This is a genomic window from Candidatus Villigracilis saccharophilus (assembly GCF_016711665.1).
Genome location: NZ_JADJSO010000018.1, coordinates 1 through 24720, shown reverse-complemented (window position 1 = coordinate 24720; position 24720 = coordinate 1). Strand labels below are relative to the sequence as shown.

The following is a 24720-nucleotide window of genomic DNA, read 5'->3' as shown; positions in this document are numbered from 1 at the left end:
TTTTTTAACTATATTCCCAGACTGGTTCTCCACTCAAGATGCGGCGGATCTGGTCGGGGAATTTGTCCGGGTCAAGAGGTTTCCCCAAAAAACCATCAAACCCTGAATCCTTGGCTTTTTTCATTTGTTCAGGACTGGCCTCGGCCGTTACTGCAATAATGGGTACTGTTTTGAATCGCTCAGAAGCGCGGATCTTTTTCAGCGCGCCATAACCATCTTCATAGGGAAGACGAATGTCCATCAGGATCAGATCAAGGCGTGGAAGGGTGTCTGCATACTCGACGACCTCATATCCCGAAGTTTTCCATTCACAATGGATTCCCAGATAACCGAGCATACGTGCGATCAGCACGAAATTTGAAACATTATCTTCCACTACCAATACTGCCGCGTCGTTAGGAATATTTGGCTTACGGATTGGCTGTGTGTCAGAAACAGCAGGTGTTTCATCAGACATTGTTGCTCCTTATCATAAATCGTTCAATCTGCTGGGCAAGGGTGTCAACATCGATCGGCTTTTGTATATAACCATTGCATCCCGCTTGAAGTGATTTTTCGCGATCCCCGCGCATAACATTCGCAGTTACCGCAACAATGGGAATTGTTGAAAATTTTCAATTGCCTTGATTTTGGAAGTTAATATATAACCATCCATATCTGGCATGTTGATGTCCATCAAGATCAGATCAATCTCTCCGCCCTCAAGTTTTTCCAATGCTTGCTTTGCGTTAATCGCTTCTATAACAGAATAGCCTTCCGAGTTAAGCACCCTGCGTATCAAGCTTCTGTTGTCTGGATTATCTTCAACATATAAGATGTTGCCTTTATCAAGATTTGGCATCATGGCGGACTTTCTCCGTATTGAATTCTACTTGTTAGGTAAAAGCACCCGCATAACAGCAACCTTACAAAACCTTTTATAAAAAATCGAGGCTGCCTTGCCTCGATTTAACTTGAGCGGGTGATGAGATTCGAACTCACGATATCGTGCTTGGGAAGCACGCGTTCTACCACTGAACTACACCCGCGTAGTTTTACGAGGGGGAATTCCTCGCATTTAGCTGTTTTGCAAAATACCCCATTGGGGGACTAAGCGCGCTAATTTTAGTCTAAAACCTCACTTTTTTCAAACAAATATATGAAAGTCATTTGAGCTTGGCGTATGGACTATAACATATTTTTAATACTCGTTATCGGTGCCATCCGGTATATTGCGGCTTCCCAATATTTTCTAGCGGATGCGCCATCAGCCGGATTTCCTTCATTTAAAAATTCCCGGAAAATTCACAGGAAATTAACAAAGAAAATGCTAGAATAATCAAATAATTCCCGGCAAACCAGAAAGAACGTTGACAATATGGTTTTGATGCGGAATTCATTACAATATTATTTTGTTGATAAAGGTGACTCATGACCGTCTGGAAATCAATTTTTCTCGCTTCAATTATTCTGGTGGTCATGATCGGGTTGGTCACATTCATATCCTATCAGGCACAGGTGCCATCCATCCTGCAACAGGAACAAATAGACGTCCAGCAGAACCTGTTCCGCAGCACTAAAATGGTCGACGATGGATTGAACGATCTTTACACACAAGGACCTGAATGGGCTTTTTGGGACGACACTTACGAATTTGCGCAAAACCCAAACCCGGAGTATGTTACCTCCTGGTTATACAGCGCAGCCTTCAAAGATATGAATGTAAATATAATTTATATCTCGCGGCTTTCGGGGGAAACGTTATTCTCCAAGGCTTATGATCTGACCAAAATGGAGGAAATCGACCTGCCGGCTGATTTTGTTGAGCAATTTTTTAGCGGCAGCCCGCTTGTTCGCAAGATCATCTCAAGGAATGGAATATCAGGTATTTTGGCACTCAAGGATGGACCGTTATCCATTTCAGCCTTTCCCATACTGCCGGATACAGGAGACGGCGACCCAGCCGGAATTCTGGTGCTGGGTCGTTTTACCAACCTTGACCTTGACAGCAACCAAATTGCCGCAGGCGGTGCGCGATTGGAAATCGTAAATAGCAACATGACCCTCAACGGGAATCCATTATTAAGCCAGATTCAAGAAATGAACGCCGCGCGAAAAGATCAGTTGGTGACTGCGACCAATAACGAAACCATCTCCGGATTCCAAATCCTCGAAGATATCTACGGAAAACCCACAATCCTGATCAAGCTGGACCAACCGCGCATCCTGTTTTCCAACTGGACCCGAATGGTGGTTACATTGGATTTTATCGTTGCGTTTGTGATCGTTGCCTTTTGGTTACTCATGGATATATTTTTCCGCCGCTTGAATTACGCCCAAAGCCAGCAGGCTCTCGCAGAAAAGCAATTTCGCTTAAGCGAGGAAAAATACCAAACGGTTTCCGAAGCCGTGCCCGATATCCTTTGGGAGGTAAATGCAAGCGGGATCTACACCTACTTAAATTCCCGAGTCCGCGATATTCTGGGGTTTGAACCCAGAGAATTGATCGGTAGAAATTCAATGGAATTAGGCGATCACTCAAACCACCTGGGGCAGGGGAACGTAAGAAATTTACTTATTCAGGGCAAGCCGGTCTATGGTTTGCTCAACAGCTTTCGTCATAAAAATGGGACAGAGGTCATTCTTGAGTCTAATTCATTGCCGGCTTTTGATCAGAACGGTAATCTGGCATGCATTCGAGGTATCGACCGGGATGTGACCGAACGTGAGGCAACCTCCGCCTTGATCAAGCAGGTTGAAGCGCGCTATCGGCAGCTTGTGGAACAGATCAATGCCGTGACATATATCCGGCTATTTGAAGACGAAAACCGCTATTTCTTTACTTTTATGAGTCCTCAAGTTGAAAAACTTCTCGGTTACAAATCGGACGACTTGGTTCAGAAAAATAATTCATGGGTGCCATTAATCCACCCCGACGACCGTGCCCGTGTTCAGGCAGAAAGTTTGCACTCGCTGGTAAGCAATGAGAATTTTTCTGGTGAATACCGTATGTTGACCCTCGATGGGCGCACAATCTGGGTGCATGAAGAAGCTGCACTGTCGAACGAATTGGGACAGAGACCGGGCGCCTGGCACGGTGTGATTTACGATATCACCATTCGAAAGGGGATGGAAGAGGATCTGCGCTATATCAGTTCGCACGATGCGATGACCGGCGCGTACAACCGCGGATATTTCAACCACAGCCTGGAAACGCTGCAAAGCAGCAGCCAGTTCCCGGTCAGCATTATCGTTTGTGATTTGGATAATTTGAAAACCATTAATGATCACCTGGGTCACGCCGCAGGTGATAAGTTAATCTGCAATACAGTTGCTTTGCTGCAAAAATGTTTTCGTCCCGAGGATATCATCGCCCGTACCGGGGGCGATGAATTTGTCATTCTATTCCCTAAAACTGACGAGAAAACCATCGAGAGCGTGCTAACCCGGTTGGATGTGGCGATCGAAAAATATAACAGCAGTCATTGGGACGCGCCCATCCAGATATCCGTTGGGGCTGCAACAGGAAATGAGGGTTCAATTCTGGATGTCGTTTTTAACCTTGCCGACAGCCGCATGTATGAACAAAAACAAATCCACAAAAAATCGCCCTCATCGTCTTGAGGATGGAACTGCGGAACATCTCTTTTGAACCGCAAAGCTTGCAAAGAGCGCGAAGAACCAATTTTTAGTTTTCGGCTTTATTGCTTTCGATCAAGCAATTTGTATGCCAGTTGGCGCAGCGCATCGCCGCCCTCTCCCTGCGGATTTGCGTTTCCCAAATAAGCCAAGGCTTTTTGCGTTTCTATTTTGGATATTTCTTCAGCATATTCTTTGCCGCCTTCATCGTCCAGTAATTTCGCGACAGCCTTCACTTCAGAAGCCGTGATCGGTCCTTGCGCCCATCTTTCAGCAAACTTGCCGTGTCTGCCCAAGCCGTAAAGTACCGGCAGTGAATTCTTTCCCTCCACAAGGTCGCTTGCGACGGATTTCCCTGTGACCGATTCATCGCCCCAAATCCCCAGAATGTCATCCTGTACCTGGAATGCAAGCCCAAGATGCCAGCCAAATAAGCGGTAGGATTCCTGCTGTGTTTCCGGAGCGTTACCAAGCAACGCGCCAATGTGGGTGCAGGCCGCCAGCAGGGCAGAGGTCTTTCCTCCGACCATCGGCCAGTATTCATCAATGCCAATGTCATGCCTTTCTTCGTAAGACATATCCAGAAATTGGCCGCGCGTAAGGTCCAAACAGCTATTGTTCAAAATATTGGCGGCTTTGACAACAACCTCGGCTGGATAATATTCCATCAGGTCCATGACGGCTTGATTGGCGATCACAAAGAGCGCGTCTCCGACATTGATCGCCATCGGCGCGCCCCAATTCACCCAAACAGTATTGCGGCCACGGCGTTTGTCTGAGTTATCCTGTATATCATCATGAACCAGCGAGAAATTATGGATCAATTCAATGGCTGCCGCTGCTGATTTTGCGCGTAGCCAATAAGGACTTGTGTTTGGATCACCCATTTCTTCATTTTCAATTAAAGAAGAAGTTGAGAGCAATACCAGCAAAGGACGAATTCGCTTGCCTGTTGCTTCAATCCCTGAACCTTCGCCCGTCCAGCCCATATGATACGTGAGCATTTCGTGAAAATGCTTCGTGCGAGGCTGATCGAGGCGCGCAACCTGGTGTTTTAGTTCATCTTCAATTTTCTGAAGCATGGCTTGTTGAATGTTCATGATCTAATTCCCATAGACGGACTGTGTGTGTAGAATATTTTTCAGATCCATATCCAGTTGTTCGGGGGAGCGGAAATGGATGGTTCGAAAACCCAGCATGCGGGCGGCTTCAATGTTTGGGAGAGAGTCGTCAATGAAGAGACATTCCCCGGCTTCGCGATTTATTCGCCGCAGGGTGTATTCATAAATTGACGGATCCGGTTTGACAAGTTTGTGTTCGCCAGAAATGATCAGGTCATCAAAGATATTAAGAAAATCGTAACGAGAATGGACGAGCGAAAATTTTTCGAGAGAGAAATTGCTCAATATATATAATGGCCACCCCGCATTTTTTAATTCACGCGCGATCTGTATTGTGCCGTCGATCGTTTCCGTGACACAATCTTCCCAATAGGTATCATAGGCCTGTATAAGCTCTGCATATTGAGGAAATTCCGCAGAGAGTACCGCAACACCTTCTTTAAAGGAGCGGCCTGCGTCCTGTTGCGCGTTCCACTCAAAGAACCGAATCTCCTGCAGAAAAGAGTCGACAGCTTTGGGGTCGGGGAAGAAGCGCTTGTACAGGCGATACACATCCCACTTGAGGAGGACATTGCCAAGGTCGAAGATAATGGCTGTGATCTGATATTGCATCGCTTTATTTTATCCGATTCATTCAGAAGCGGTATAATCCCGCACTTGGAAAAACCGACCCTACTTTTGGAGAAATAATCTTGAGCCGTGTGATCAATCCTGATTCAGTTGGAAAAGAACGAACCCGCCTAACAAAAGGCATTGTTCTGTGTATTCGTGAACTGGCAAAACAGGCAGCTGTTACGCCGGAGGCAAAAGACCTGGCGGCATACATTGCGCTCGCGCTGCAGGCGATCTCGGATGGTATTGATGTGTCTGTGGCCGCATGGGAAAAACGCGATTATTGGGTGAAGGCCGATAAATTCCGCATGGAGTGGATGTGGGCAGGGCAGGCGGCAGAAAAAATGAAGACAGCCGTCCTGACCGATGACTGGGCGGCTGTTGCCGTCCTTATGCCGCAAATCGCCTCAAGATTCAGCAATGTGATCGTTTCAGATAATCACCGCCTGGGCAAACCGTGGGCGGGGGCGTATACCCTGCTGGCGTTCCATCGAAAACTGTAAAAAATAAAATCTCCGAATTCTTTGGGAACTCGGAGATTTTATTTTAGGACTTCTGCAAATTCTTTAAGTGCAGTTGCGTGTTGTTGAGCAGTTCGATCATCATCTCGCGAATGTGCTTGTTAAGGTAATGCGTCTCGAGTGTGGAGAGCGGCAGGAAGCGCGCGCCCGCAACCACGTGAATACAATTTGCCGATCCGCACAGGCAGATGAATGGCGCCTGCATTTCCCATTCTGTGGCGGGATAGAAGAAGGATAGTTCTTCTCCTTTTTCTATATCACGTCGGGCGATCATTAGCATGTTTTCTGTATCAAGCACAACGTTGGGATCACAGGAATGATTCAGGGCGGCGAGTTTGCCGACATGCGTATGCACGTTTCGCCCAATCTGAACCGTGAAGCGATTGGGTTTGTCCATGATGTTTTCGCTGGGCATGGCGCAGATCACGTCACCTTTTTTGTAGGCCTGTTTTGTGATGAGCGTTCGAAATTTGTTCTCTGTTCGGATCGCAAGAGTTTCCATTGTTGTAGTCATTTTTAATTTTCTCCTTCTGTAAAAATTATCATTAAATATATTTTTGTTACCGCAACACACTTTGTAGTATAGCAACAATAAAAATATATGCAAGGTTTAATCGAAACCCAACTGAATATATTAAGGTTGAACTGGAATACAAAGAAAAAATTTAAAATAATTGCGACGAAGAATCGAATCCGTTATAATTTCTCTCCACCGTACATTTTATGTATTGATGTCGTTGCGAACCGCCGCTCTTACATGTTTGCGGTGAAGCAAGCTCGCTTGGAATTGATATACTTCTTGAAGCATGAGATTGCTTCGTCGGGAAGAGCAAAGCCTCTCCTCGCAACGACATTTGTAGGTAAAGAATATAATTTTACAATCAGTGTCATAAAAAAATAAAGTGAGGATAATATGCGTAAAGTTTTATCAGTGTTGAACATTCTTGTCTGTGTATTTTCACTGTATGGTTTTCGGTCCATGCCGCAGGCCTCCGCCTCCGAGGTCGTTATTCTTAATCGTTCCGATCAACCAACATTAAAGATCACTGACGGTGACACGATCCATCTGCAGATAAAACTTTCACAAGCATTGCCGAAGGAAGAGTTGATAACATTTACACTTGGCGAGCAGGGTTCTGTTGTCGGCACCTGTATTATCGCGGCGGAAAAAGATACCTGTCAGACAGAGTCATTCCTCTCGTTGGGGTGGTATTGGGGCGTTGACGGGACGGCGCAAAAAAGCCGGGTAGTGAATGCCCATGACAGTGGAAACAACCCGCTCGGTCAATCTGACGCGCTTCAAGTCCTGCCGCGTCCGGTGGTATTGGTGCATGGATTTATATCCACATGGGATACATGGAAACCTTATCTTGGTCCTGATGGATTTTTGTCGCCGCTGGGGCTGCGTGGATTTGCCGTGGGCGACGGCCAGGTGGACGGGGTGATGGATACGGGTTCATTGACGAAACCGACCGGACGCACAAATTCGATCGCCCAGAACGCTGAAATTGAAGGCCAGTATATCGACGGCGTGAAGAAAGCCACCGGCGCGGAGATGGTTGACCTGGTCGGACACAGCATGGGTGGAATGATCTCGCGTTATTATATTGACCGTGTGATGAAGGAGCGCGACGTAGCCCAATTAATTATGCTCGGTTCCCCGATGGGCGGTTCGGATTGCTCTGTTCTGCCTGCGACGCTTGGCTTTTACCTGCCCGCCTCGATCGAGATCCGCCAAAGCTATATGCAGGGTGTTTTTAATAATCAGATCACCCACCGGCATGGTGTGGAATTTTACGACCTGGGCGGAACGCCGATCCTGGAGCCTTTTAAGTCACCTTGTACGGACGTGCCGAATGATACTGTTGTTTCCTTTGGAAGTATTAATGCGATCGAGTTAAATTCCGAACAAATCGAGGTCATTCATAGCGAATTGACCTATTCCGATTTTGCCTTTGAAAAATTTGTACAGCCATTATTACAAAAAAGCGCCGGAACATTTAATGTCGGCGCTGATCCGAAGCCGACAACTGCCAGGTCAGAATCTTTACAGTTTACGCGGGTTTACAAGGGCAAGGTAGACCAGGGTGGATCAACAGAATTGACGATCAATATTGATCCGAATGTCACCGTGGCTTCTTTTGCGCTATTTGACCCGACTCGTTCTGTAACGGTCAGCGTGGTTGGCGCAAGCGGAAAGGAGATCCCGCTGGACACCGATAAGAATGGATTTGTGCAGGTGGACGACCCTTCATCCATGATCTATCTTGGATATGGTTTTGCGAATCCGAAGGCGGGTCTGTGGCGCGTCACGGTGCACGCATCCGACTCAACTCCGGCAGAGGGAGCTGACTTTGCCGTATCAGTTTATTTTGTCGGCGGGGCGGTTCTGCGAGCGCAGTCGAGCACGTTGATCCCCAAGCTCGGTGAAGAGGTTCAGTTAAGCGCAGAGGTCTCAATGAGCGGGCAAGCGTTGGAGATCAAGCAGGCGCAAGCTGTGATCCGCGACCCGGACGGAAATGTTGAAGTACTTGAATTTCCCGCGGGTAAAAGCATTTCAGCAGTATGGAAGCCGAAAACCCCCGGCGCGCATGGTGTGGATATTATCGTGACAAGCGCAGCCACAGACGGCGCGCCTGTGGAAAGGACCGCTTTTCTATCTGTGGAAGTGCAGCCCAACCCAAGCCAATTCCAGGTGACAGGCAACCTGGTTCTGGTGATTGGATTGGCCGTGTTCGTGCTTGGATTGATCCTTTTTGCTTTTGTGCGGACTTTGCGAAAAGTTGCACTCTTAAAAAAATAAAATCAATAGTTCGCGATTTTATAGTCCATCAGCTTGCTGATGGATGAATCGGCTTTTCTTTTTTTTTCTGTCAAACGGACAGCTAGCTGTCCGACTCCAGAGTCATTAAGACAATCTGTCATCAAAGATGACCGTGCGATTGCGCCCGGCTTGTTTTGCGGCGTATAAAGCCTGGTCGGCACGCAGGAGGAGGCTTTCCACGGTATCGTGCTCTGAGGCGCCGTGGATCGATTGAGCAATGCCGATGCTGATCGTAAGCGTCAGCGGACCTTTGTTCGTATCGAGGCGCATGTCCGCAATGCCGGCATGGATGCGTTCCGCGAGGGGCAGGGCATCCAGCGCGCTGGTCTGAGGCAGGAGGATCACAAATTCGTCGCCGCCATAGCGCCCGATCAGGTCGGCGGAGCGGAGTTTGGCGCAAACCGTTTCAACTGTCAATTTAAGGGCTTCATCGCCAATGGCGTGGCCGAAGGTGTCGTTGATCTGTTTGAAATGATCAATGTCAAAGAACATCATCGAAAGCGGCGGTTGATAACGCATGGCGACTTCGAATTCGCGTTCGGAAAGTTTTAACAAGGAGCGGTGATTATTAATACCCGTCAATCCGTCTGTGCCGGCCAGTGCTTCCAGCTCGGCATTCAATAAGCGGATCTTCTCCTCGGCCTTCCTGCGGGCGGTTATATCGCGGATATTGCATTGGATGACCTTTTTGTTGTCCACCAGATAAACATTACTGATGAATTCAACATTCACCTTGCGGCCATCAAAAGTCTCGAGCGGCAGGTTCTCATAGCGAATATATTGTTTCTGTTGTAGTTCCAGGAAATTATCCTGATTGGCGACAATATCCTTGAAGAAGCCGAGTTCCCAGAGTTCCCTGTCAATGAATTGTTCGCGTGAATAGCCCAGTAATTCGATCAAAAATGGATTCACATCTTTGATCATCCCAGACTCTGCGTCAACGATCAGGATGCCGTCTTTTGCTGTTTCAAACAGGCGCCGATAGCGATTCTCCGATTCAAACAGCAATTCCTCCTTGCGCTTGCGGTCGGTGATATCACGATTGCTTTCACGGCGGCCGAGCCAATGCTTATCTTCAGAATAAACAGTGGTACAAGAATGGGCGATCCAGCGCGTTTCGCCGCCGGGGGTGATGATGCGAAAATCAATTTCCAGATCCTGATCCTTTAATTCCCCGCCTGCTGCGCGCTGATGCTCGATCAGGATCGGTTGATCGTCCGGGTGTGTGATCTCCAGCATAAGGTCAGGGTTGGTATTAAACTCAGAGGCTGAGTGACCGCTGATCTGTTCACAGGAAGGGGAATTATATAAGTAGGTTCCATCTGGAGCGCGCCATGCTTCCCAATCATAGGTGAAGTTTGCCACGGTGCGATATTTCTCTTCGCTTGCGCGAAGTTTATTTTCGACCTGCTTTTGTTCAGTGAGGTCGGTTATGACTGCGATCGCGCCGGCATATTTTCCATCAATTTCGCGCGGCGCGCCAGTGATCAGGACATGGGCGATACTTCCGTCTGTACGAATCAGGCGCGATTCATATGTGGATACCTGTCCCTTCATGCGCCGCTTTCTCTGTTCCGATAATACAGCGTTTTCTTCCGGCAAGGAAATGTCAACCGGGCGCCTGCCGATCAAGTCCGCCGGCACATAACCAAACAAGCGCGCATAGGCCGGGTTGACAAATTCGAAGCGCCCGTCTGCGTCTGTGACGGTGAGACCCTGACCCATGACGTTGACGATCTGGGTGGCAAAATCACGCTGGGCCTGAAGATCAATTTCCATTTGCTTGCGCTCGGTGATGTCCTGGTGCGTGCCGAACATCATAAGCGGCTTGCCGTCACTGGTGCGGGTAATGACGCGACCGCGGTCGAGAACCCAAACCCAGCGGCCATCCTTGTGCTTCATGCGGCTTTCAAACTCGTAATTAGGAAGTTCGCCTGCGAAATGCCTTTCCAGCAATTCGCCAGACTGCTTAAGATCCTCTGGGTGGGAAAATTTTTCCCAGGTCTTGATGCTTACAGGCGCAAGTTCATCGAGTGTATATCCAATGATCTGCGCCCACTTTTGATTAAAGGCCGTTTCCCCGCTTTGGATGTTCCATTCCCAGGTGCCAGCTTGAGTACCTTCAAGTATGCTCTCTGCCCGCCAGTGCGCGTGGCGCAAAGCATCTTCCATTTGCTTGCGCTCGGTAATGTCTTGAATCGTGCCCCTTGATATTAAAGGATTGCCTTGCGCATCAAAATCAGTGTCGCAGGCCTCGTGCACCCATTTGACACGGCCATCAGGCATCAACAGGCGGTGGTCCACATGATAGGGTTCGCGGGTCTTGAGTGAGTTCTGGTATTTGTCATTCACCAATGCGCGGTCGTGCGGATGAATGACATTCAAAAAGCCTTCATAACTCGGTTCAATCTGCCCCCGATCAATTTCGAATAAATTATAAATTTCATCGGACCATGTAAGCGTATCGGCGCTCAGATCCAATTCCCAATTCCCAAGCTGCGAGACCGCCTGCGCTCTTTTCAAACCTAATTCGCTTGCCCGGAGTGCGTCTTCAGCTCGTTTCCGGTCTGTAATATCAAAAAAGGATGTGACGAATCGATCGTGGATGAACGGCGACGTGGATATGATAAAGTGACGCCCGTTGAGTGGGCTTGAAAACTCCGTCAGTTGAACGGTCTTGCGGTCTTTGTGTTCATGCCAGAATGCCTGAATGGTCTCGAGGCTCATCCCATACACCTTTGTGGCCAAAGCGCCTATAACCGGACCGCTATAATCTGCGGTTAAATAGAAAGCCTCGTTAACTTCCATCACGCGATAGTCGATCATTTCCCCGTTTTCATCATAGACAATTTCATTCAACGCAACACCTTCATTCAATGTTTCGAACAGGAGGCGGTATTTCTGCTCGCTTGCACGAATCGCGTCCTCCATCATTTTGCGCTGGGTAATATCTTCCTTGATCGCGAGAAAATTGGTGATCTGCCCGAGGTCATTCCAGACAGGAGCAATCATTGCCTTTTCCCAATAAAGTTCCCCATTCTTTTTCTTGTTTTGAAACTCACCCTGCCACTGATCGCCGGATGTGATCGTGTCCCAAAGGAGCCTGTATCCCTGTTCAGTTGTGTATCCTGATTTTAAGATGCGCGGATTGCCGCCGGCGGCTTCTGCCAATGTATAGCCTGTGATCTCGGTGAATTTTGGATTGACATATTCAATGCTGCCATCCACGCCTGTGATAACAATGGAGGCCGGGCTTTGCTCGACCGCGCGCCCAAGTTTGCGGATCTCCTGTTCATCCTTCTTGCGGTCGGTGATGTCGTGTGCCAGGGCGAACATTACTTTGCGATTCCGCCAGACATAGGGTCCGCCCACAATCTCGACCGGGAAAACCGTCCCGTCTTTTTTGCGATGATAGCGCAGCGGAATAAAAGTTGTCCCATCATTGACCGCCTTGACCGTCGCCTCGCTGGAGGCCTGGTGTTCGGCAGTAATGTCATGAATGGTCATGCCGTTCAAAAGTTCTTCACGGCTGTACCCATAGACTTGCTCGTAGGCCTTATTCACATCGAGCAATTGCAGTGTTTCGAGGTCAAAGATGCAGATCGCGTACACCTCGTTATTAAATATAATGCTGTATTTTTCTTCGCTTTCCTTTAATTCGATCGTCAATTCTTTAGCGATCCGCTGCGCGTTGACCTGTGTTCTGAGCACGGAGAGCGCCAGGCCGGCCAGGATTATGGTGAAGCTTGTTCCGCCGGACAATATGAACCAAAAACTGTCATAATCTGCCAAAGTTGACAGCCCGCCCATCTGCGAGAATCGCAGAGTCCAATGATGTCCTTCGAAATCGACCGGGGTCAGCCTGGAAAACTCCGGGGTGGAAGCGGCAAGCGCTTTATCCGCTTCACTCCGGCTGTCAAACAACAAGTTGTCCGTAGAGATCACATCCCCATCGTAGACATGCAAGTGATAATGTTCGCTCCCCTGTTGGGCTTCCCAATTCCTCAAGGTGCCGCGCATCAGGTCGGTCATGCGGTAGGGACTGTAGACCCAGCCGATGATCGCAGCGCGGCGCTGTTCAACGGTCTCGATCGGCAGCCCTTTGCGGTAGATCGGCACATACATCAAGGTGCCGGCCTGTACATCCTCGTTGGTCTCCTGTACCAAGGTAACCTTCCCGGAGAGCACGGCCGTATTTTCGTCCCGCGCCTGTTCCATCGCCGCGCGGCGCACGGGTTCTGAGAACATGTCGTACCCAAAGGCGCGCAGATTGCGGCCTGTAAAAGGTTCAAGATAAATAATAGAGGAATAGATCCCGCGATCGCCCTCAGGGCGGACCGTGTACTGCGGAAACCCTTCGTCTCGAATTTGCTGGATGTGCTGATCGAGTTGTTCAGGCGGAATCAAAAGCGCGAATCCGACTCCCTGTATGCCGGGCAACTGTTCTTCGATGCGGAGCTGCTCGATGAAGATGTGCCATTCCTCACGTGTGACAGTACCAGACGATTCAAGAAGCGCCGCGCCGCTGAATAAGACCTGGGCGCTGGCGGCGAGACGGTCCGCGATGTTGTGTTGTATCTCGCTGCTGATAAAATCGAATTCGCGTTCCGCGGCACGCTCCACTTCTGATTTTACATAAAGCGATGCGAGCGCAGTGATGGTCATGCCAAGGATCAGGAATCCAAAAACAAGCCAAAGATTGCGCGGACCCGTGCCGCGAATAAATTCTGAGGCGCGGAAATGCCAGGTTGATGATACAGGCTTAGCCATTCTGGAGTTGGTTTTAGTCTTGAGCATAGTTATTTTTTTAAGGCGTTATCGGCAATGCATACCAGGCACGGGCATGCATTGCGCTTGTTATCTGCCACACAGCACATAGACAAAAACATGTGACTTTAGAGATTTTCTTCGAAGCTCTCTGGGGTCTTTGCGGCAAAAATTGGAGAGTGGTGCACAGGAACGTAAAAACAAATGAGGTGTTATCCTCTACACAGAATGTTCGGAATGGTGCGCACCAATACCTAGCATACCATTTTATAGGTGAATACGTACTTAAAAGGAGATTAAAAATGACAGAAAACAATTCGTTCTTTGAGCGGCCCAATGTACTTAATGAAACCATTCAAATTGGGACAGGCATCCCGTTTGCGTTTGAAAGTGTGACAAACACAGCGCTCGGAATTGGCGGCGCATACGGCACCTGGGGCGATAGTTATGATAACGCGCGGCTGCGAGACCTGGTCTCTTATCGACGGGGGGAATATCTGCAAGATGCGGACGTAATGAACCTTTCAGAGCTGGGATTTCTCAGCCGGCATCATATTCAAGATCTAAATGACGCGGATCACCTTGAACTTGAGGTACAGATCGGAGCGCGGATGCTGCGCGAGGCGGCAAAGGCAAATCAATGGAATCCTGAGGATGTGGATGCCGTGTTGATCGGAATGAGCGGACCCGTCTCACATGACTACGTTCCATTGATCTGTGAGCGAGCGGGGATCTCAAGCAAGGCATTAAAAGTAAGCGTCCATAAAGCCTGCGATGGTTCGGTGGGCAGTTTGAACCTCGCGCTTAATCCACGGCTGGGACGCAAGGGTTCCATGAACATCGCCGAGGAATTAAAAGGCAAAAAGGTATTGCTGGGCGGTATTGAAGGTCTGAGCCGCTTCACAAGCAATTCACGCGATAAGTACGCCCTGCAATTATTCGGTAATGCGGCCGGTATTATTGGCGTAGTACCAGGTGAAACATTCAAGTTCCTGGTCGGCAAGGACCACGAAGCATTTGACGACGAAGGCGTGCTGGCAGTCCATATGTATTATCCGCACTCACGGCAGGAGGAAAACGGATCGAAAGTGGAGATCACGCAATCCGACCCGGGGCATATCCGCGTGGCGGGATTGATGCACGAGCCTGAGCATGGCGGACCGATCGCGATGGCCGGCCCGATGGGCATGGTCAAGTTATTTGTGCGCACGGGCGTGAAAGTGGTGACGGATGTGTTCAATGAGTATGCTGAATTAATGAATAAATTAGGGACACCGGAAAAGAAAATTTCGGTCGGCATTGTGCATCATGCCAATTATAAGATCAATCAACTTAAGGCGAAGCAATTGCAGGGACTGGGAATCGAATTCCCGATGCCGTGGCTGGTGAGTGATTTTGGGAACGTGAGCGCGGCGAGTAATATGATCGTTTTCCTGCGCCAACTGCCGAAGATCAAGGCGGGCGATAATGTGCTGTTCGACGGGTTTGGGGCTGGAACTTATTACGATGTGCTGGCCGCGACGATGGGGGCGTGAGGGAAAGGATGAATGATGAAGGATGAATGATGAATTTTACTGTGGTCTCGATACGCTCCTCGAAGACCACTCTTTTTATTAACTACCCGCCCACAATCTCCAGACGACAAGGAGATTGCTTCGCCGCAACGAACGCGGCTCGCAATGACATGATTATAATAATGCCAATTGCAGGGCGGGTTTTTTCCCTTCAAATAAAACATAGGGGGCGGCGCGTTCGGCGATGATGCCCAGTTTTTTTAGCGCGGAAAGATCGCGCAGTTTATTTAATTTTCTCGCATTGAGGATCGCGTCAGCGCCTTTCAGGCCAATGCCGGGAATACGAATCAACTCATGTTTGCCGGCTTTGTTGATCTCAAGCGGGGTGTTTGCCAGATACATTTGCGCCCAGGCTTGTTTGGGGTCGGCGTTGAGAGGCAGGTTGTTGAAGCTGGTAAACGGCAGGTCTTCAAGGTCAAAGCCGTAATCACGCAAGAGAAAGGACGCCTGATATAAGCGGTGTTCGCGCATGGGGTCAACGGCAGGTTTGTTTTCAAGCGGGGTATCGCGAATGGGATGAAAGGCTGAAAAGTAGGCGCGCTTCAAACGCACGTTTTTGTTCAACCAGCTTGTGACCGTCAATAACTCAAGATCGCTTTCATCTGAACCGCCGGCGACAAACTGCGTGACCGTGGAAGGCCAGCGGTTATTCCAAAATTTATAGGCAGGGACTGTTTGACGGATCTCTTCGACCCACTTGAGAGGTTGTAATAATTCTTCGATGAAGATCTTGTGCGGCGCAAGTCTTGCCAACCGTTCCGTGTTGGGCGCTTCCAGATTGACCGAGACACGGTCTGCCAGTTGCATGGCGCGATAGACTTGATCTTTCTCCGAGCCGGGCATGACCTTTAGATGAAGGTACCCGCGATATTTATATTTTTTGCGCAGGATATCTGCCGTGTCGAGGAGTTTGTCCATCGTGCGGACACCGCCGCCCGCGATCCCCGAGCTGAGGAAAACGCCTTCAGCGGCTCCGCTCTGGTTGAGTTTGTTGAACAGCCCGGCAAACTCATCCGGCTTGAATGTGGCGCGCCGGAAATCACGCCCCGCGCGGAATGGACAATAGAAACAATCGCGCTCACAGGCGGAGGAGAGCAGAGTCTTGAGGAGCATGATCTTCTGTCCGTTGGGGAGCTGGGCGGGATGCACAAAGGCTTGATCCTTTTCCTTCGGACTGTAGCAGGTTGGGGCGGAGGCCGTGACGCGCGGTTCCCCGTCCGCTTCAAATGTCATTTGAGAAGATAACGCCTTGAGAGTATCGATTGAGTCCATAATTCTATTTTAGAACATTTGGTCTATTCCATCAAGGGGGAATTTGTGGAATAATGGCGGGAATTAACCCGTACCTTTATGCCATAGACAGTGTTTACCATACATACTTCTCACAGATCGACTCTCGAAAGGGAGGGGAGGATGCTATCGCGGACGATATACACTTGATCTTCGTAAGTTCAGTTTCTTGATGTAATAAAAAATCACACAAGGAGAATTACGAAAATGGCAGATAAAAGTCACGCGCACGACAAGCAAGTCCTGCATAAATTGGGGTATGCGCAGGAGCTTTCCCGCCGCATGAGCGGTTTCTCAAATTTTGCAATTTCTTTCTCGATCATTTGTATTTTAGCCGGTGGTATTTCCGCTTTCCCCGCCGCGTTCAATGCCCTTGGTTCTGGCGGCGCTGTATTGATCTGGCTGATCGGCGGCGTGCTCGCCATGAGCGTGGCTGTAGGCATGGGACAGATCGCTTCATCCTTCCCGACCGCGGGCGGCCTGTATCACTGGAGTTCCCACCTCGGCGGGAAATTCTGGGGCTGGATGACCGCCTGGTTCAACCTGATCGGTTTGATCTGCGTGGTCTCTTCCGTGGATGTGCTGCTCTACACCGTATTCTTCAAAGACCTGCTGCTCGGCACCGCGCTTGGTGTGGATGTTTCCGGTTTTGGAATTTGGCATCAGATCGTCTTTTTGATCTTCGCCCTCGGCACACAAGCCGTTCTGAATCACTACTTCATCAATGTCACCACCAAACTTACCGACTGGAGCGGCTACATCATCCTCGGTTTGACCGTGATCTTGATCGTCACCCTGTTTGCGTTCAGCTCCGTGCCCCTGGATTTCACCCGTTTATGGACCTTCCAAAACGTAACCGGTGACGCTGGCGGCGCAGTGGTTCCGTTCCGCACCGAAAGCGTTGCCTTTGCCTTCCTGCTTGGCCTTTCGTATGTGTGCTATACCATCACAGGCTTTGACGCCTCGGCCCACACTTCTGAAGAAACACAAGACGCGCAGGTAAACGTGCCGAAGGGCATGTGGACCGCCGTGTTCTGGTCCTGGGTCTTCGGTCTCATAGCGGTTGCCGCCTATGTATTGACCATGCCGAGTCTCGAAGAAGCCGCCGCCGCTGGCTGGGGTTCGTTCTTCTATATGTGGAGCGCCTCCAACATGCCGAGCTGGTTAAGCATTTTCCTGGCCGTCGGCATGGTAATTGTCAACTACATCTGCGCCCTGGCAGGTCTTACCTCCACTTCGCGCATGATGTACGCCTTTGCGCGTGACGGCGGCTTGCCCGCCTCGGCCGCCCTGGCCAATGTCAGCCCTGTATACCGCACTCCCGGAACCGCGGTTTGGGTATCTGCCATATTTGCATTCGCAAGCACATTGTATGCGCCTGCCTATCTCATTCTGGCTGTGGCTTGCGCCGTGTTCCTTTATATCTCCATGGTTATGCCAATTGCGGCTGGCCTCATGTCTGAAGGCACTGCAAAATGGAAGGAAAAGGGTCCGTTCCATCTTGGTAGTTTTTCCAAGCCCAATGCGGTGCTCGCGATCATCTTCGGTATCGTGCTGGCGATCAGCGGTTTCTTCCCACCCAATGAGAAAGTCTTCTACTTTACGATCGTCTTTGTCGTTGCCCTGTGCGGCCTTTGGTCCAAGAAGACTGCTCCTGTTGGCATTGGAATTGCCGTCGTCGGTTTGCTGTTGGGTTTCCTGCCCGTTTCCGATACGAATGTTTTGCATTTCCTTATCCCCACGGCGACCACCTCCTACATTGCCATCGGCGTTGCCATCGTAGCTGCGGCGATCACCTTCGCCACTGGCGGTGAAGACAAGCGCTTCGAAGGCGTGCCCGAAGGCGATAAGATCAAACAGAACCAGGCAAAGATCGCCGAGATCGAAAAGAAATACGGCGAACATTAAGATATATTCCCTTTTGCAGTATAAAAGCGGTATCTCGAGAGGGATGCCGCTTTTATTTTTCATGAAATCTTTAGGAGCGATGGATACGGATTCGGATAGAATTTGACCTTAATGGACAAGGGGATGGAACCAAATTTGATCAACAGGATAAGCAAGGTGCTGTATGAATGTGCATTACATGACCACCAGGGCGAAACGTTATATGATAACCACCATTACCCTTTGGCTGATGGTGGTCACGGCGTCCGCATTTTGGAATGTGAGACAGGCAGATACGAGCAACCTTGAAACTTATTTGGAAAATGGACGCTCACTATTTAATTTGATCGTCACCATGCGCGAATGGAACTCACAGCAGGGCGGACTTTATCTGCCGGTCACAAACAACATCCAGCCCAACCCGTATCTGGATGTACCCAACCGTGACGTGACCACAACCAGCGGCCAGAAACTAACACTTGTCAACCCGGCGTATATGACGCGCCTGATCGGGGAATTGGCCGCCACGAAAGACCATGTAAAATTTCACATCACGAGCTTGAAGCCGATCCGCCCTTTGAACGCGCCCGCCGATTGGGAGGCTTCCGCCTTAAGCGCGTTCGAACAAACAAGTCAACAGGAATATTACGCATACAGCGGGGAAGGAAACTCACAAGTATTTCGCTATATGGCTCCATTATATGTACAGCAGAGCTGCCTGAAATGTCATGAGAAACAGGGGTATAAACTGGATGAAGTCCGCGGTGGAATCAGCATATCCTTCCCGGTGAATATTCAACCGCACTGGGCGATCATCATCAGTCATATCCTGATCGGGCTGGTTGTGAGCGGCCTGGTATTTTTTTATGGAAGAAAATTAGACCTGACCCTGCAAACCATGGAAGAACTTTCCAATGTGGACGGATTGACCGGCATTCGCAACCGCCGCTACTTTGACGAGGCGTTGGACAGGGAATTTTCATACTGCCTGCGAAATAATCCGCCCCTGTCTGTTGCCATCTGTGATATTGATGAGTTCAAAGCCTATAACGACGCATACGGACATCAAGCGGGAGATGATTGTCTTAAGCGTGTGGCGCAAGCGCTTGGCGAAGTACCCAGGCGTCCCGGCGACCTGGTGGCCAGATACGGCGGCGAGGAGTTTTGCGTTATCCTGCCAACGACAGACGCGGCAGGCGCACTGCTGATAGGGAATTTGCTCAAGTCCAAGGTCGAGGCATTGCAGATCCCGCACAAACTAAACAAGGTCAGTCCATTTGTAACGATCAGCGTCGGGCTTGCCACGTATCAAGGCGACGAACTGAACAAGACCGCGCTGATAAACAAGGCGGACCTGGCTTTGTATCAGGCGAAACACAGCGGTAAAAATATTGCCATATTATTTGATGAGTTTTCAGACGCCAATACGAATTGAACCCTTTTCGACGGAAAGGGAAAAGAAGAACGGAGAAAATGAAAATTATGAAATATCTGCTTGGCATTGATCAAGGCACGACGCAAACAACAGCAGTCATTGTGAATGAACTCGGTGAAATGCTGGAGAAAAATTCGGCGCAATTGCCGGCGCGATTTCCGCAGGCGGGCTGGGTGGAACAAGACCCGGCCGATATTATCCGCACTGTGAAGGAAGCCTGCGCGCCCCTGCTTGATAAATATGAAATTTCCGCGGTTGGATTTGACAACCAGGGCGAGACCTTTGTGGTGTGGGACAAGGACACGGGCGAGCCGGTCACTCCGGCCATCGTCTGGCAGGACACGAGAGGGGAATCGGTCTGCAAGGCACTCGCATCCAACGTGGACGCGGAGCTGCTGCGCCACAAGACGGGGCTGCTGCTCGACAGTTATTTCTCCGCACCGAAGCTCAAGTGGGTATTTGAGAATTATCCCGAGATTCGCAAGCAAGCGCATGAAGGAAAGTTAAAATTCGGCACCACCGAGACCTGGGTGATCTGGTCGTTGACACAAGGCAGACTGCACATCACTGATCCATCCACCGCTTCACGCACATTATTATTCGATATGAACAAATTCGAGTGGGACGAAGACTTGCTGAAATTATTTGATGTTCCAAGAAGTATGCTGCCGGAAGTGAAACCATCGGCGGGATATATTGGAGATGTGGATTTTGGCAATGGAAAGCCTTTGCCATTGCACGCACTTCTTGTAGATCAACAAGCCGCCCTATTCGGTCAGGCATGTTTCAACGCGGGCGAGATGAAATGCTCGTTTGGGACGGGCAGTTTTTTGTTGATGAATATTGGTGATAAACCAAAATTATCCAGCAACGGTCTGCTCACCACGGTCGGCTGGAATTTTAATGGACAAACCGCTTACGCCTTCGATGGCGGGATCTTTGTGACGGGCTCGGCGGTGCAGTGGCTGAGAGATAATTTAAAAGTCATTCCAGATTCGGCATCAAGCCATCAGGCTGCGAAGCGCTCAACGGATTCAGGCGTGGTGGTCGTGCCCGCGCTGCAGGGACTGGCTGCCCCGCACTGGCGGACAGACGTGCGCGGCGCGATGTTCGGACTCAATCGCAGTACCAGTTCCGATGATATTGTGCGCGCCACGCTGGATGGAATCGCGTGCCGAGTTTACGAAGTGGTGACTGCCATGTCGCAAGATTTAGGCAAAGCGCCACCGCACCTCAAAGTGGACGGCGGACCTTCGGGGAATCCATACCTGATGCAGATGATCGCAGACCTGTTAAATCTTGAAGTGCGAGTCTCGGCGGCGTTGGAAGCCACTGCAATTGGAATAGCCAATCTTGCAGGCGTTTCAGCGTTAGGAACCTCCTTTGATGAGTTGTCGGCGAATTGGAAATCGGAGACCAGTTATTTGCCGAGAATAAATGAAGAAGAAAGAAGCAAGAAGCTGGCGCAGTGGAACAAGGCGGTTGAGGCTGTAAAGGGATTTCATGCTTAATTGATGTGATTGCGAGGAAGGTGTTCTCCCTGGCAGCACCCGCCACAGGGCAGGTGTCCTGACGAAGCAATCTGTTTGGTAATATTGAGATTGCTTCGGGCAAAAGGCAGAGCGCCCTCGCAATGACATAATCGAGAAAATATGACAAAAATATTTGATGTTGCAGTGATCGGCGCGGGCGCGGTTGGGTCTGCCATTGCGCGTGAACTCTCGCGCTATGATCTAAAGGTTGCACTGGTGGAGTCCAATTCTGATGTTGGGATGGGAACGTCCAAAGCCAGCACAGCCATCTGGCATACGGGATATGACGCGAAGCCGAATTCGCTCGAGGCGAAATTACTCAAGCGCAGTTACAAGCTCATGCAGGAATATCTGCCCGAGGCGAATATCGCCCATGAATTGCTGGGCGGATTGCTGATCGCATGGAATCAGGATCAATTTGAAACCCTGCCCAAGTTATTAAAACAGGCGCACGATAACGGCGAGATGGATGTGCGCATCATCTCTGCCGAAGAGATCCATCAACGCGAACCGCATATCGCGAAAGGCGCGCTGGGCGGACTGTTCGTGCCGGGGGAGGGGATCCTGTGCACATTCGGGGTTCCGCTCGCGTTCGCGTATCAGGCTGTGTTGAATGGCGTGGAGTTGTTCCTGAATTTTCAGGTGAATGGTCTCGATACATCCCGTGAAGATCACACGGGATTACTCGACCAGCAGGGGAGAGAGATCAAGGCGAGATACATTATCAACGCGGCGGGATTGTATTCAGACGAGATCAATGCCCATTTTGGAAAGAGCAGTTTCACGGTCACGCCGCGACGCGGACAGTTGATCGTCTATGACAAGATGGCGCGCCCGCTGGTCAAGCATGTACTTTTGCCCGTGCCGACATCCATCACGAAAGGCGTGCTGATCAGCCCCACGGTGTATGGAAATATCCTGCTCGGACCGACCGCCGAAGACCTGCCTGATAAATCGGCAACAGAGACAACGGAAAGCGGTTTGAAGTTTTTGCTGGAAAAGGGAAAACAGATCCTGCCGCAGCTCTTGGATGAAGAAGTGACCGCGACCTACTCCGGCTTGCGGGCTGCCACAGAGCACAGCGATTATCAGATCGAGATGGACGCGGCGCAGCGCTATTTGTGCCTGGGCGGAATCCGCTCAACGGGCATTTCAGGCGCGATGGGCATCGCCGAGTACGGCGTGGAGTTGTTAAGCGGCGCGGGGCTTGAGTTGAAATTGAAGGATGAATTCAGAAAAGTCAAACTGCCAAGTATTGGTGAGGCAGGGATACGACCGCATCAGGACGCGGCGATGATCGCGCAGAATGCCGCCTACGCGGAGATCGTCTGTCATTGCGAGAGGGTCTCGCGCGCCGAGTTGATGGATGCCATGCGCGCGCCGATCGCTGCCACGAGTCTTGATGCGCTACGACGGCGCACACGCGCTTCGCAGGGGAGATGTCAGGGATTCAATTGCCACGCGGCGCTGGTCAAGACTCTGGAGTCGGGGAGCTTGCTCCCCGAAAGAAACCGACAGGTAGCTGTCGGACTCCAACTTAATCGGGAGGTTGCTTCGCAAAGAGCGCTCGCAACGACATGTGATGTGTTGATCGTCGGGGCGGGTCCGGCGGGACTTGCGACCGCGATCGAGTTGAAGAAGCAGGGCATTAAAAATATTCTGGTGGTTGACCGCGAGCCTGAAGCCGGCGGGATGCCGCGCATGTGTCATCATACCGGTTTTGGACGTGCCGATCTGTGGCGCATGTACTCAGGTCCGCGCTACGCGAGATATTATCGCGAACTCGCAGAGAAGCATGATGTGGAGATCCGCACATCTACGACGGTCGTGGGGTGGAATACCCTCACCCCAGCCCTCCACCCTTCGGGCACTATGTCGCGGGGGGAGAGGGGGCATAAAATGAGCTTTACTTCGACGGGCGGGCTGGGAGAGATCGAAGCGCAGGCAGTTGTACTGGCGACGGGTGTGCGTGAACGCCCGCGCGCGGCGAGGATGATCCCAGGCACACGTCCGCAGGGAGTTTATACAACAGGCTCACTGCAAAGGTTTGTGTATCAGGAGCATTTAGCGGTCGGTAAACGCGCGGTGATCGTCGGCGCGGAGCTGGTGAGTCTCTCGGCGTTGATGACGCTCCAGCATGCAGGCGTACAGTGCGTGATGATGACCACGGAAGAAAAGTCTCACCAAATCGAATTCCCCTACATCGTAATGAAGTGGGCGGTGGCGGACATCCTGACGCGCACACCGATCCTTGCCAATACCCGAATATCGAACATCTTCGGGCATAAGCGGGTCGAGGCGATCGAGTTGACCGATTCCAATGGGCAGACGCAGCAGGTCGAATGTGACACGGTCATTTTCACTGGAAACTGGATCCCCGAAAATGAGATGGCGCGGCTCGGCGGTTTGAGCATTGATCCGCTCACGCGCGGACCGAAAATTGACGCGAGTTTTCATTCCTCGGTCAGCGGAGTTTTCGCGGCAGGCAATCTACTGCGCGGCGTGGAGACCGCCGACCATTGCGCCATTGAAGGGATGAAGGCAGGCAGGGCAATCGCGATGTATTTGAGAAAGAAACAGGGCTGAGCGCAGGGGGCAGTTTTGTACGGTTTTCTCAAAGCAGCTAAGCAAGTTCTTTTTTAGCGGCGTGTTGGGAATGCGAATTCAGCGAATTAGCGAATGGCACGAATAATTCTTTTGAAAGTTGGGGGTTGTAGGGAAAGGAATGGGGGTAAAATTTGGTTTAGCGGTGGAAATGGTATGGTGAGATTTCCAGCGATGACAGGTTGATGTTTGTGTTGTAGATAGTATGTTATACAGTAATATTTGTGTATATCCACCCAAAATGGAATCTTATACACAGATTCTGCTGGTTAAATCATAGTTGGGCGCTTAAGGATGTAGGATCGGCAAAATGAACTTCCTATTCAAATATTTTGCAAAACAAATTGTTGTCAATGTACATCCATCAAAGTTTATTTTTACTTGTTCAAAGGATAATATAAATTTTTCGATTGAAACTTTTGTGTATATAGATAATGGCAAGTCAAAATCTGAATTCATCGCCATTGGAAATGAACTTCCAAGCAATCAGCTTACAAAACCAGACATCTATCGTATCAATATATTTGATTTGAATGAGCCTTTGCCGCCTAGAACCACTTTTAGTAGAGCTGATTTAATCCAGGTTATTTTTCAATATTCAATTGGCAAGATTTATGAAAATGATTTTCTGCCGACTCTACGGCCTGTAGTTTTTATTCTCGGTGCAGACGGATTCACAAATTATCTTGCGAATCCGAGAGATGAATTAAGAGTTGCGGCAAAAAATGGTGGCGCAAAGGTAGTAATTTTTGATAAAACAGATTTGTAGAACTTTTTAGTTACAATAGTTGGCGGCAGTATTAAGTTCAAAACCGTCTTGCAAAATGCGGCCAACAAAGCGTGAGGTGACCGCCCCCTCCGTCCTACGGACACCTCCCCCAATTGAAGATCACAATTGGAGGAGGAAGATCGGCGGTGGAAATGGTATGGTGAGA

17 protein-coding genes and 1 tRNA gene are annotated in these 24720 nt (G+C 50.0%); 9 read left to right on the top strand and 9 right to left on the bottom strand.

The window, feature by feature from the left end:
* Positions 1–4 precede the first annotated feature (4 nt).
* From IPL17_RS08045 to IPL17_RS08030, 4 genes are all read right to left on the bottom strand, one after another.
* Entirely contained in the window at positions 5–457 is a 453-nt protein-coding gene (locus tag IPL17_RS08045) for a response regulator (RefSeq protein WP_345306567.1), read from the bottom strand.
* Complete coding sequence (locus tag IPL17_RS08040) at positions 450–572, bottom strand: hypothetical protein (RefSeq protein WP_345306566.1); 123 nt, start codon at positions 570–572, stop codon at positions 450–452. Before IPL17_RS08040 ends, IPL17_RS08045 begins: the two co-directional genes overlap by 8 nt.
* Positions 573–583: 11 nt before the next feature.
* Complete coding sequence (locus tag IPL17_RS08035; protein WP_345306565.1) at positions 584–844, bottom strand: response regulator; 261 nt, start codon at positions 842–844, stop codon at positions 584–586.
* A 112-nt stretch (positions 845–956) separates the two neighbouring features.
* Positions 957–1028: transfer RNA gene (locus IPL17_RS08030), tRNA-Gly, on the bottom strand.
* Between the two features lie 382 nt (positions 1029–1410).
* Here IPL17_RS08030 and IPL17_RS08025 point away from each other — a divergent pair.
* Positions 1411–3603: a diguanylate cyclase gene (locus IPL17_RS08025; protein ID WP_345306564.1), complete on the top strand. Its 2193-nt coding sequence runs from the start codon at positions 1411–1413 to the stop codon at positions 3601–3603.
* A gap of 77 nt (positions 3604–3680) precedes the next feature.
* On the opposite strand, the gene IPL17_RS08020 is transcribed toward IPL17_RS08025, so the two are convergent.
* Together IPL17_RS08020 and IPL17_RS08015 are read right to left on the bottom strand one after the other, a co-directional pair.
* Positions 3681–4718, bottom strand: coding sequence for a polyprenyl synthetase family protein (locus IPL17_RS08020; RefSeq protein ID WP_345306563.1), 1038 nt, complete (start codon positions 4716–4718; stop codon positions 3681–3683).
* 3 nt (positions 4719–4721) lie between these two features.
* Positions 4722–5351, bottom strand: coding sequence for an HAD family phosphatase (locus tag IPL17_RS08015; protein ID WP_345306562.1), 630 nt, complete (start codon positions 5349–5351; stop codon positions 4722–4724).
* Positions 5352–5431: 80 nt separating this feature from the next.
* Here IPL17_RS08015 and IPL17_RS08010 point away from each other — a divergent pair, with 80 nt between their 5' ends.
* On the top strand, positions 5432–5854 hold the full coding sequence (locus IPL17_RS08010; RefSeq protein ID WP_345306561.1) for a hypothetical protein: 423 nt from the start codon (positions 5432–5434) through the stop codon (positions 5852–5854).
* Positions 5855–5897: 43 nt separating this feature from the next.
* Here the strand turns inward: IPL17_RS08010 and IPL17_RS08005 are convergent, their stop codons facing one another.
* Complete coding sequence (locus tag IPL17_RS08005; protein WP_345306560.1) at positions 5898–6386, bottom strand: SET domain-containing protein-lysine N-methyltransferase; 489 nt, start codon at positions 6384–6386, stop codon at positions 5898–5900.
* Between the two features lie 399 nt (positions 6387–6785).
* Between IPL17_RS08005 and IPL17_RS08000 the strand changes: the two genes are divergently transcribed.
* Entirely contained in the window at positions 6786–8675 is a 1890-nt protein-coding gene (locus IPL17_RS08000) for an alpha/beta fold hydrolase (RefSeq protein ID WP_345306559.1), read from the top strand.
* A gap of 105 nt (positions 8676–8780) precedes the next feature.
* Here IPL17_RS08000 and IPL17_RS07995 read toward each other — a convergent pair whose 3' ends face one another.
* Positions 8781–13493, bottom strand: a complete 4713-nt coding sequence (locus IPL17_RS07995) for a PAS domain S-box protein (protein WP_345306558.1) — start codon at positions 13491–13493, stop codon at positions 8781–8783.
* Between the two features lie 272 nt (positions 13494–13765).
* On the opposite strand from IPL17_RS07995, the gene IPL17_RS07990 reads away from it, so the two are divergent.
* Entirely contained in the window at positions 13766–14998 is a 1233-nt protein-coding gene (locus IPL17_RS07990; protein ID WP_345306557.1) for a 3-oxoacyl-[acyl-carrier-protein] synthase III C-terminal domain-containing protein, read from the top strand.
* A 153-nt stretch (positions 14999–15151) separates the two neighbouring features.
* Here IPL17_RS07990 and IPL17_RS07985 read toward each other — a convergent pair whose 3' ends face one another.
* On the bottom strand, positions 15152–16309 hold the full coding sequence (locus IPL17_RS07985; protein WP_345306556.1) for a hypothetical protein: 1158 nt from the start codon (positions 16307–16309) through the stop codon (positions 15152–15154).
* Between the two features lie 225 nt (positions 16310–16534).
* On the opposite strand from IPL17_RS07985, the gene IPL17_RS07980 reads away from it, so the two are divergent.
* The 5 genes from IPL17_RS07980 (at position 16535) to IPL17_RS07960 (ending at position 24554) form a co-directional block, all read left to right on the top strand.
* Entirely contained in the window at positions 16535–18235 is a 1701-nt protein-coding gene (locus IPL17_RS07980) for an amino acid permease (RefSeq protein ID WP_345306555.1), read from the top strand.
* Positions 18236–18437: 202 nt separating this feature from the next.
* Entirely contained in the window at positions 18438–19649 is a 1212-nt protein-coding gene (locus tag IPL17_RS07975; protein WP_345306554.1) for a diguanylate cyclase, read from the top strand.
* A gap of 47 nt (positions 19650–19696) precedes the next feature.
* Entirely contained in the window at positions 19697–21160 is a 1464-nt protein-coding gene (gene glpK, locus IPL17_RS07970; RefSeq protein ID WP_345306553.1) for a glycerol kinase GlpK, read from the top strand.
* Positions 21161–21301: 141 nt separating this feature from the next.
* Positions 21302–23767: an FAD-dependent oxidoreductase gene (locus IPL17_RS07965; RefSeq protein ID WP_345306552.1), complete on the top strand. Its 2466-nt coding sequence runs from the start codon at positions 21302–21304 to the stop codon at positions 23765–23767.
* Positions 23768–24095: 328 nt separating this feature from the next.
* Positions 24096–24554 carry a hypothetical protein gene (locus IPL17_RS07960; RefSeq protein WP_345306551.1) on the top strand — a complete coding sequence of 153 codons (459 nt, stop codon included), beginning with the start codon at positions 24096–24098 and terminating at the stop codon, positions 24552–24554.
* Positions 24555–24720: the final 166 nt, after the last annotated feature.

Bases quoted from the DNA above. Each gene is read 5' to 3' on its own strand.
- IPL17_RS08045 (WP_345306567.1), bottom strand. From the start codon at position 457: ATGTCTGATGAAACACCTGCTGTTTCTGACACACAGCCAATCCGTAAG.
- IPL17_RS08040 (WP_345306566.1), bottom strand. From the start codon at position 572: ATGCGCGGGGATCGCGAAAAATCACTTCAAGCGGGATGCAATGGTTAT.
- IPL17_RS08035 (WP_345306565.1), bottom strand. From the start codon at position 844: ATGATGCCAAATCTTGATAAAGGCAACATCTTATATGTTGAAGATAAT.
- IPL17_RS08025 (WP_345306564.1), top strand. From the start codon at position 1,411: ATGACCGTCTGGAAATCAATTTTTCTCGCTTCAATTATTCTGGTGGTC.
- IPL17_RS08020 (WP_345306563.1), bottom strand. From the start codon at position 4,718: ATGAACATTCAACAAGCCATGCTTCAGAAAATTGAAGATGAACTAAAA.
- IPL17_RS08015 (WP_345306562.1), bottom strand. From the start codon at position 5,351: ATGCAATATCAGATCACAGCCATTATCTTCGACCTTGGCAATGTCCTC.
- IPL17_RS08005 (WP_345306560.1), bottom strand. From the start codon at position 6,386: ATGACTACAACAATGGAAACTCTTGCGATCCGAACAGAGAACAAATTT.
- IPL17_RS08000 (WP_345306559.1), top strand. From the start codon at position 6,786: ATGCGTAAAGTTTTATCAGTGTTGAACATTCTTGTCTGTGTATTTTCA.
- IPL17_RS07995 (WP_345306558.1), bottom strand. From the start codon at position 13,493: ATGCTCAAGACTAAAACCAACTCCAGAATGGCTAAGCCTGTATCATCA.
- IPL17_RS07990 (WP_345306557.1), top strand. From the start codon at position 13,766: ATGACAGAAAACAATTCGTTCTTTGAGCGGCCCAATGTACTTAATGAA.
- IPL17_RS07985 (WP_345306556.1), bottom strand. From the start codon at position 16,309: ATGGACTCAATCGATACTCTCAAGGCGTTATCTTCTCAAATGACATTT.
- IPL17_RS07980 (WP_345306555.1), top strand. From the start codon at position 16,535: ATGGCAGATAAAAGTCACGCGCACGACAAGCAAGTCCTGCATAAATTG.
- IPL17_RS07975 (WP_345306554.1), top strand. From the start codon at position 18,438: ATGATAACCACCATTACCCTTTGGCTGATGGTGGTCACGGCGTCCGCA.
- glpK (WP_345306553.1), top strand. From the start codon at position 19,697: ATGAAATATCTGCTTGGCATTGATCAAGGCACGACGCAAACAACAGCA.
- IPL17_RS07965 (WP_345306552.1), top strand. From the start codon at position 21,302: ATGACAAAAATATTTGATGTTGCAGTGATCGGCGCGGGCGCGGTTGGG.
- IPL17_RS07960 (WP_345306551.1), top strand. From the start codon at position 24,096: ATGAACTTCCTATTCAAATATTTTGCAAAACAAATTGTTGTCAATGTA.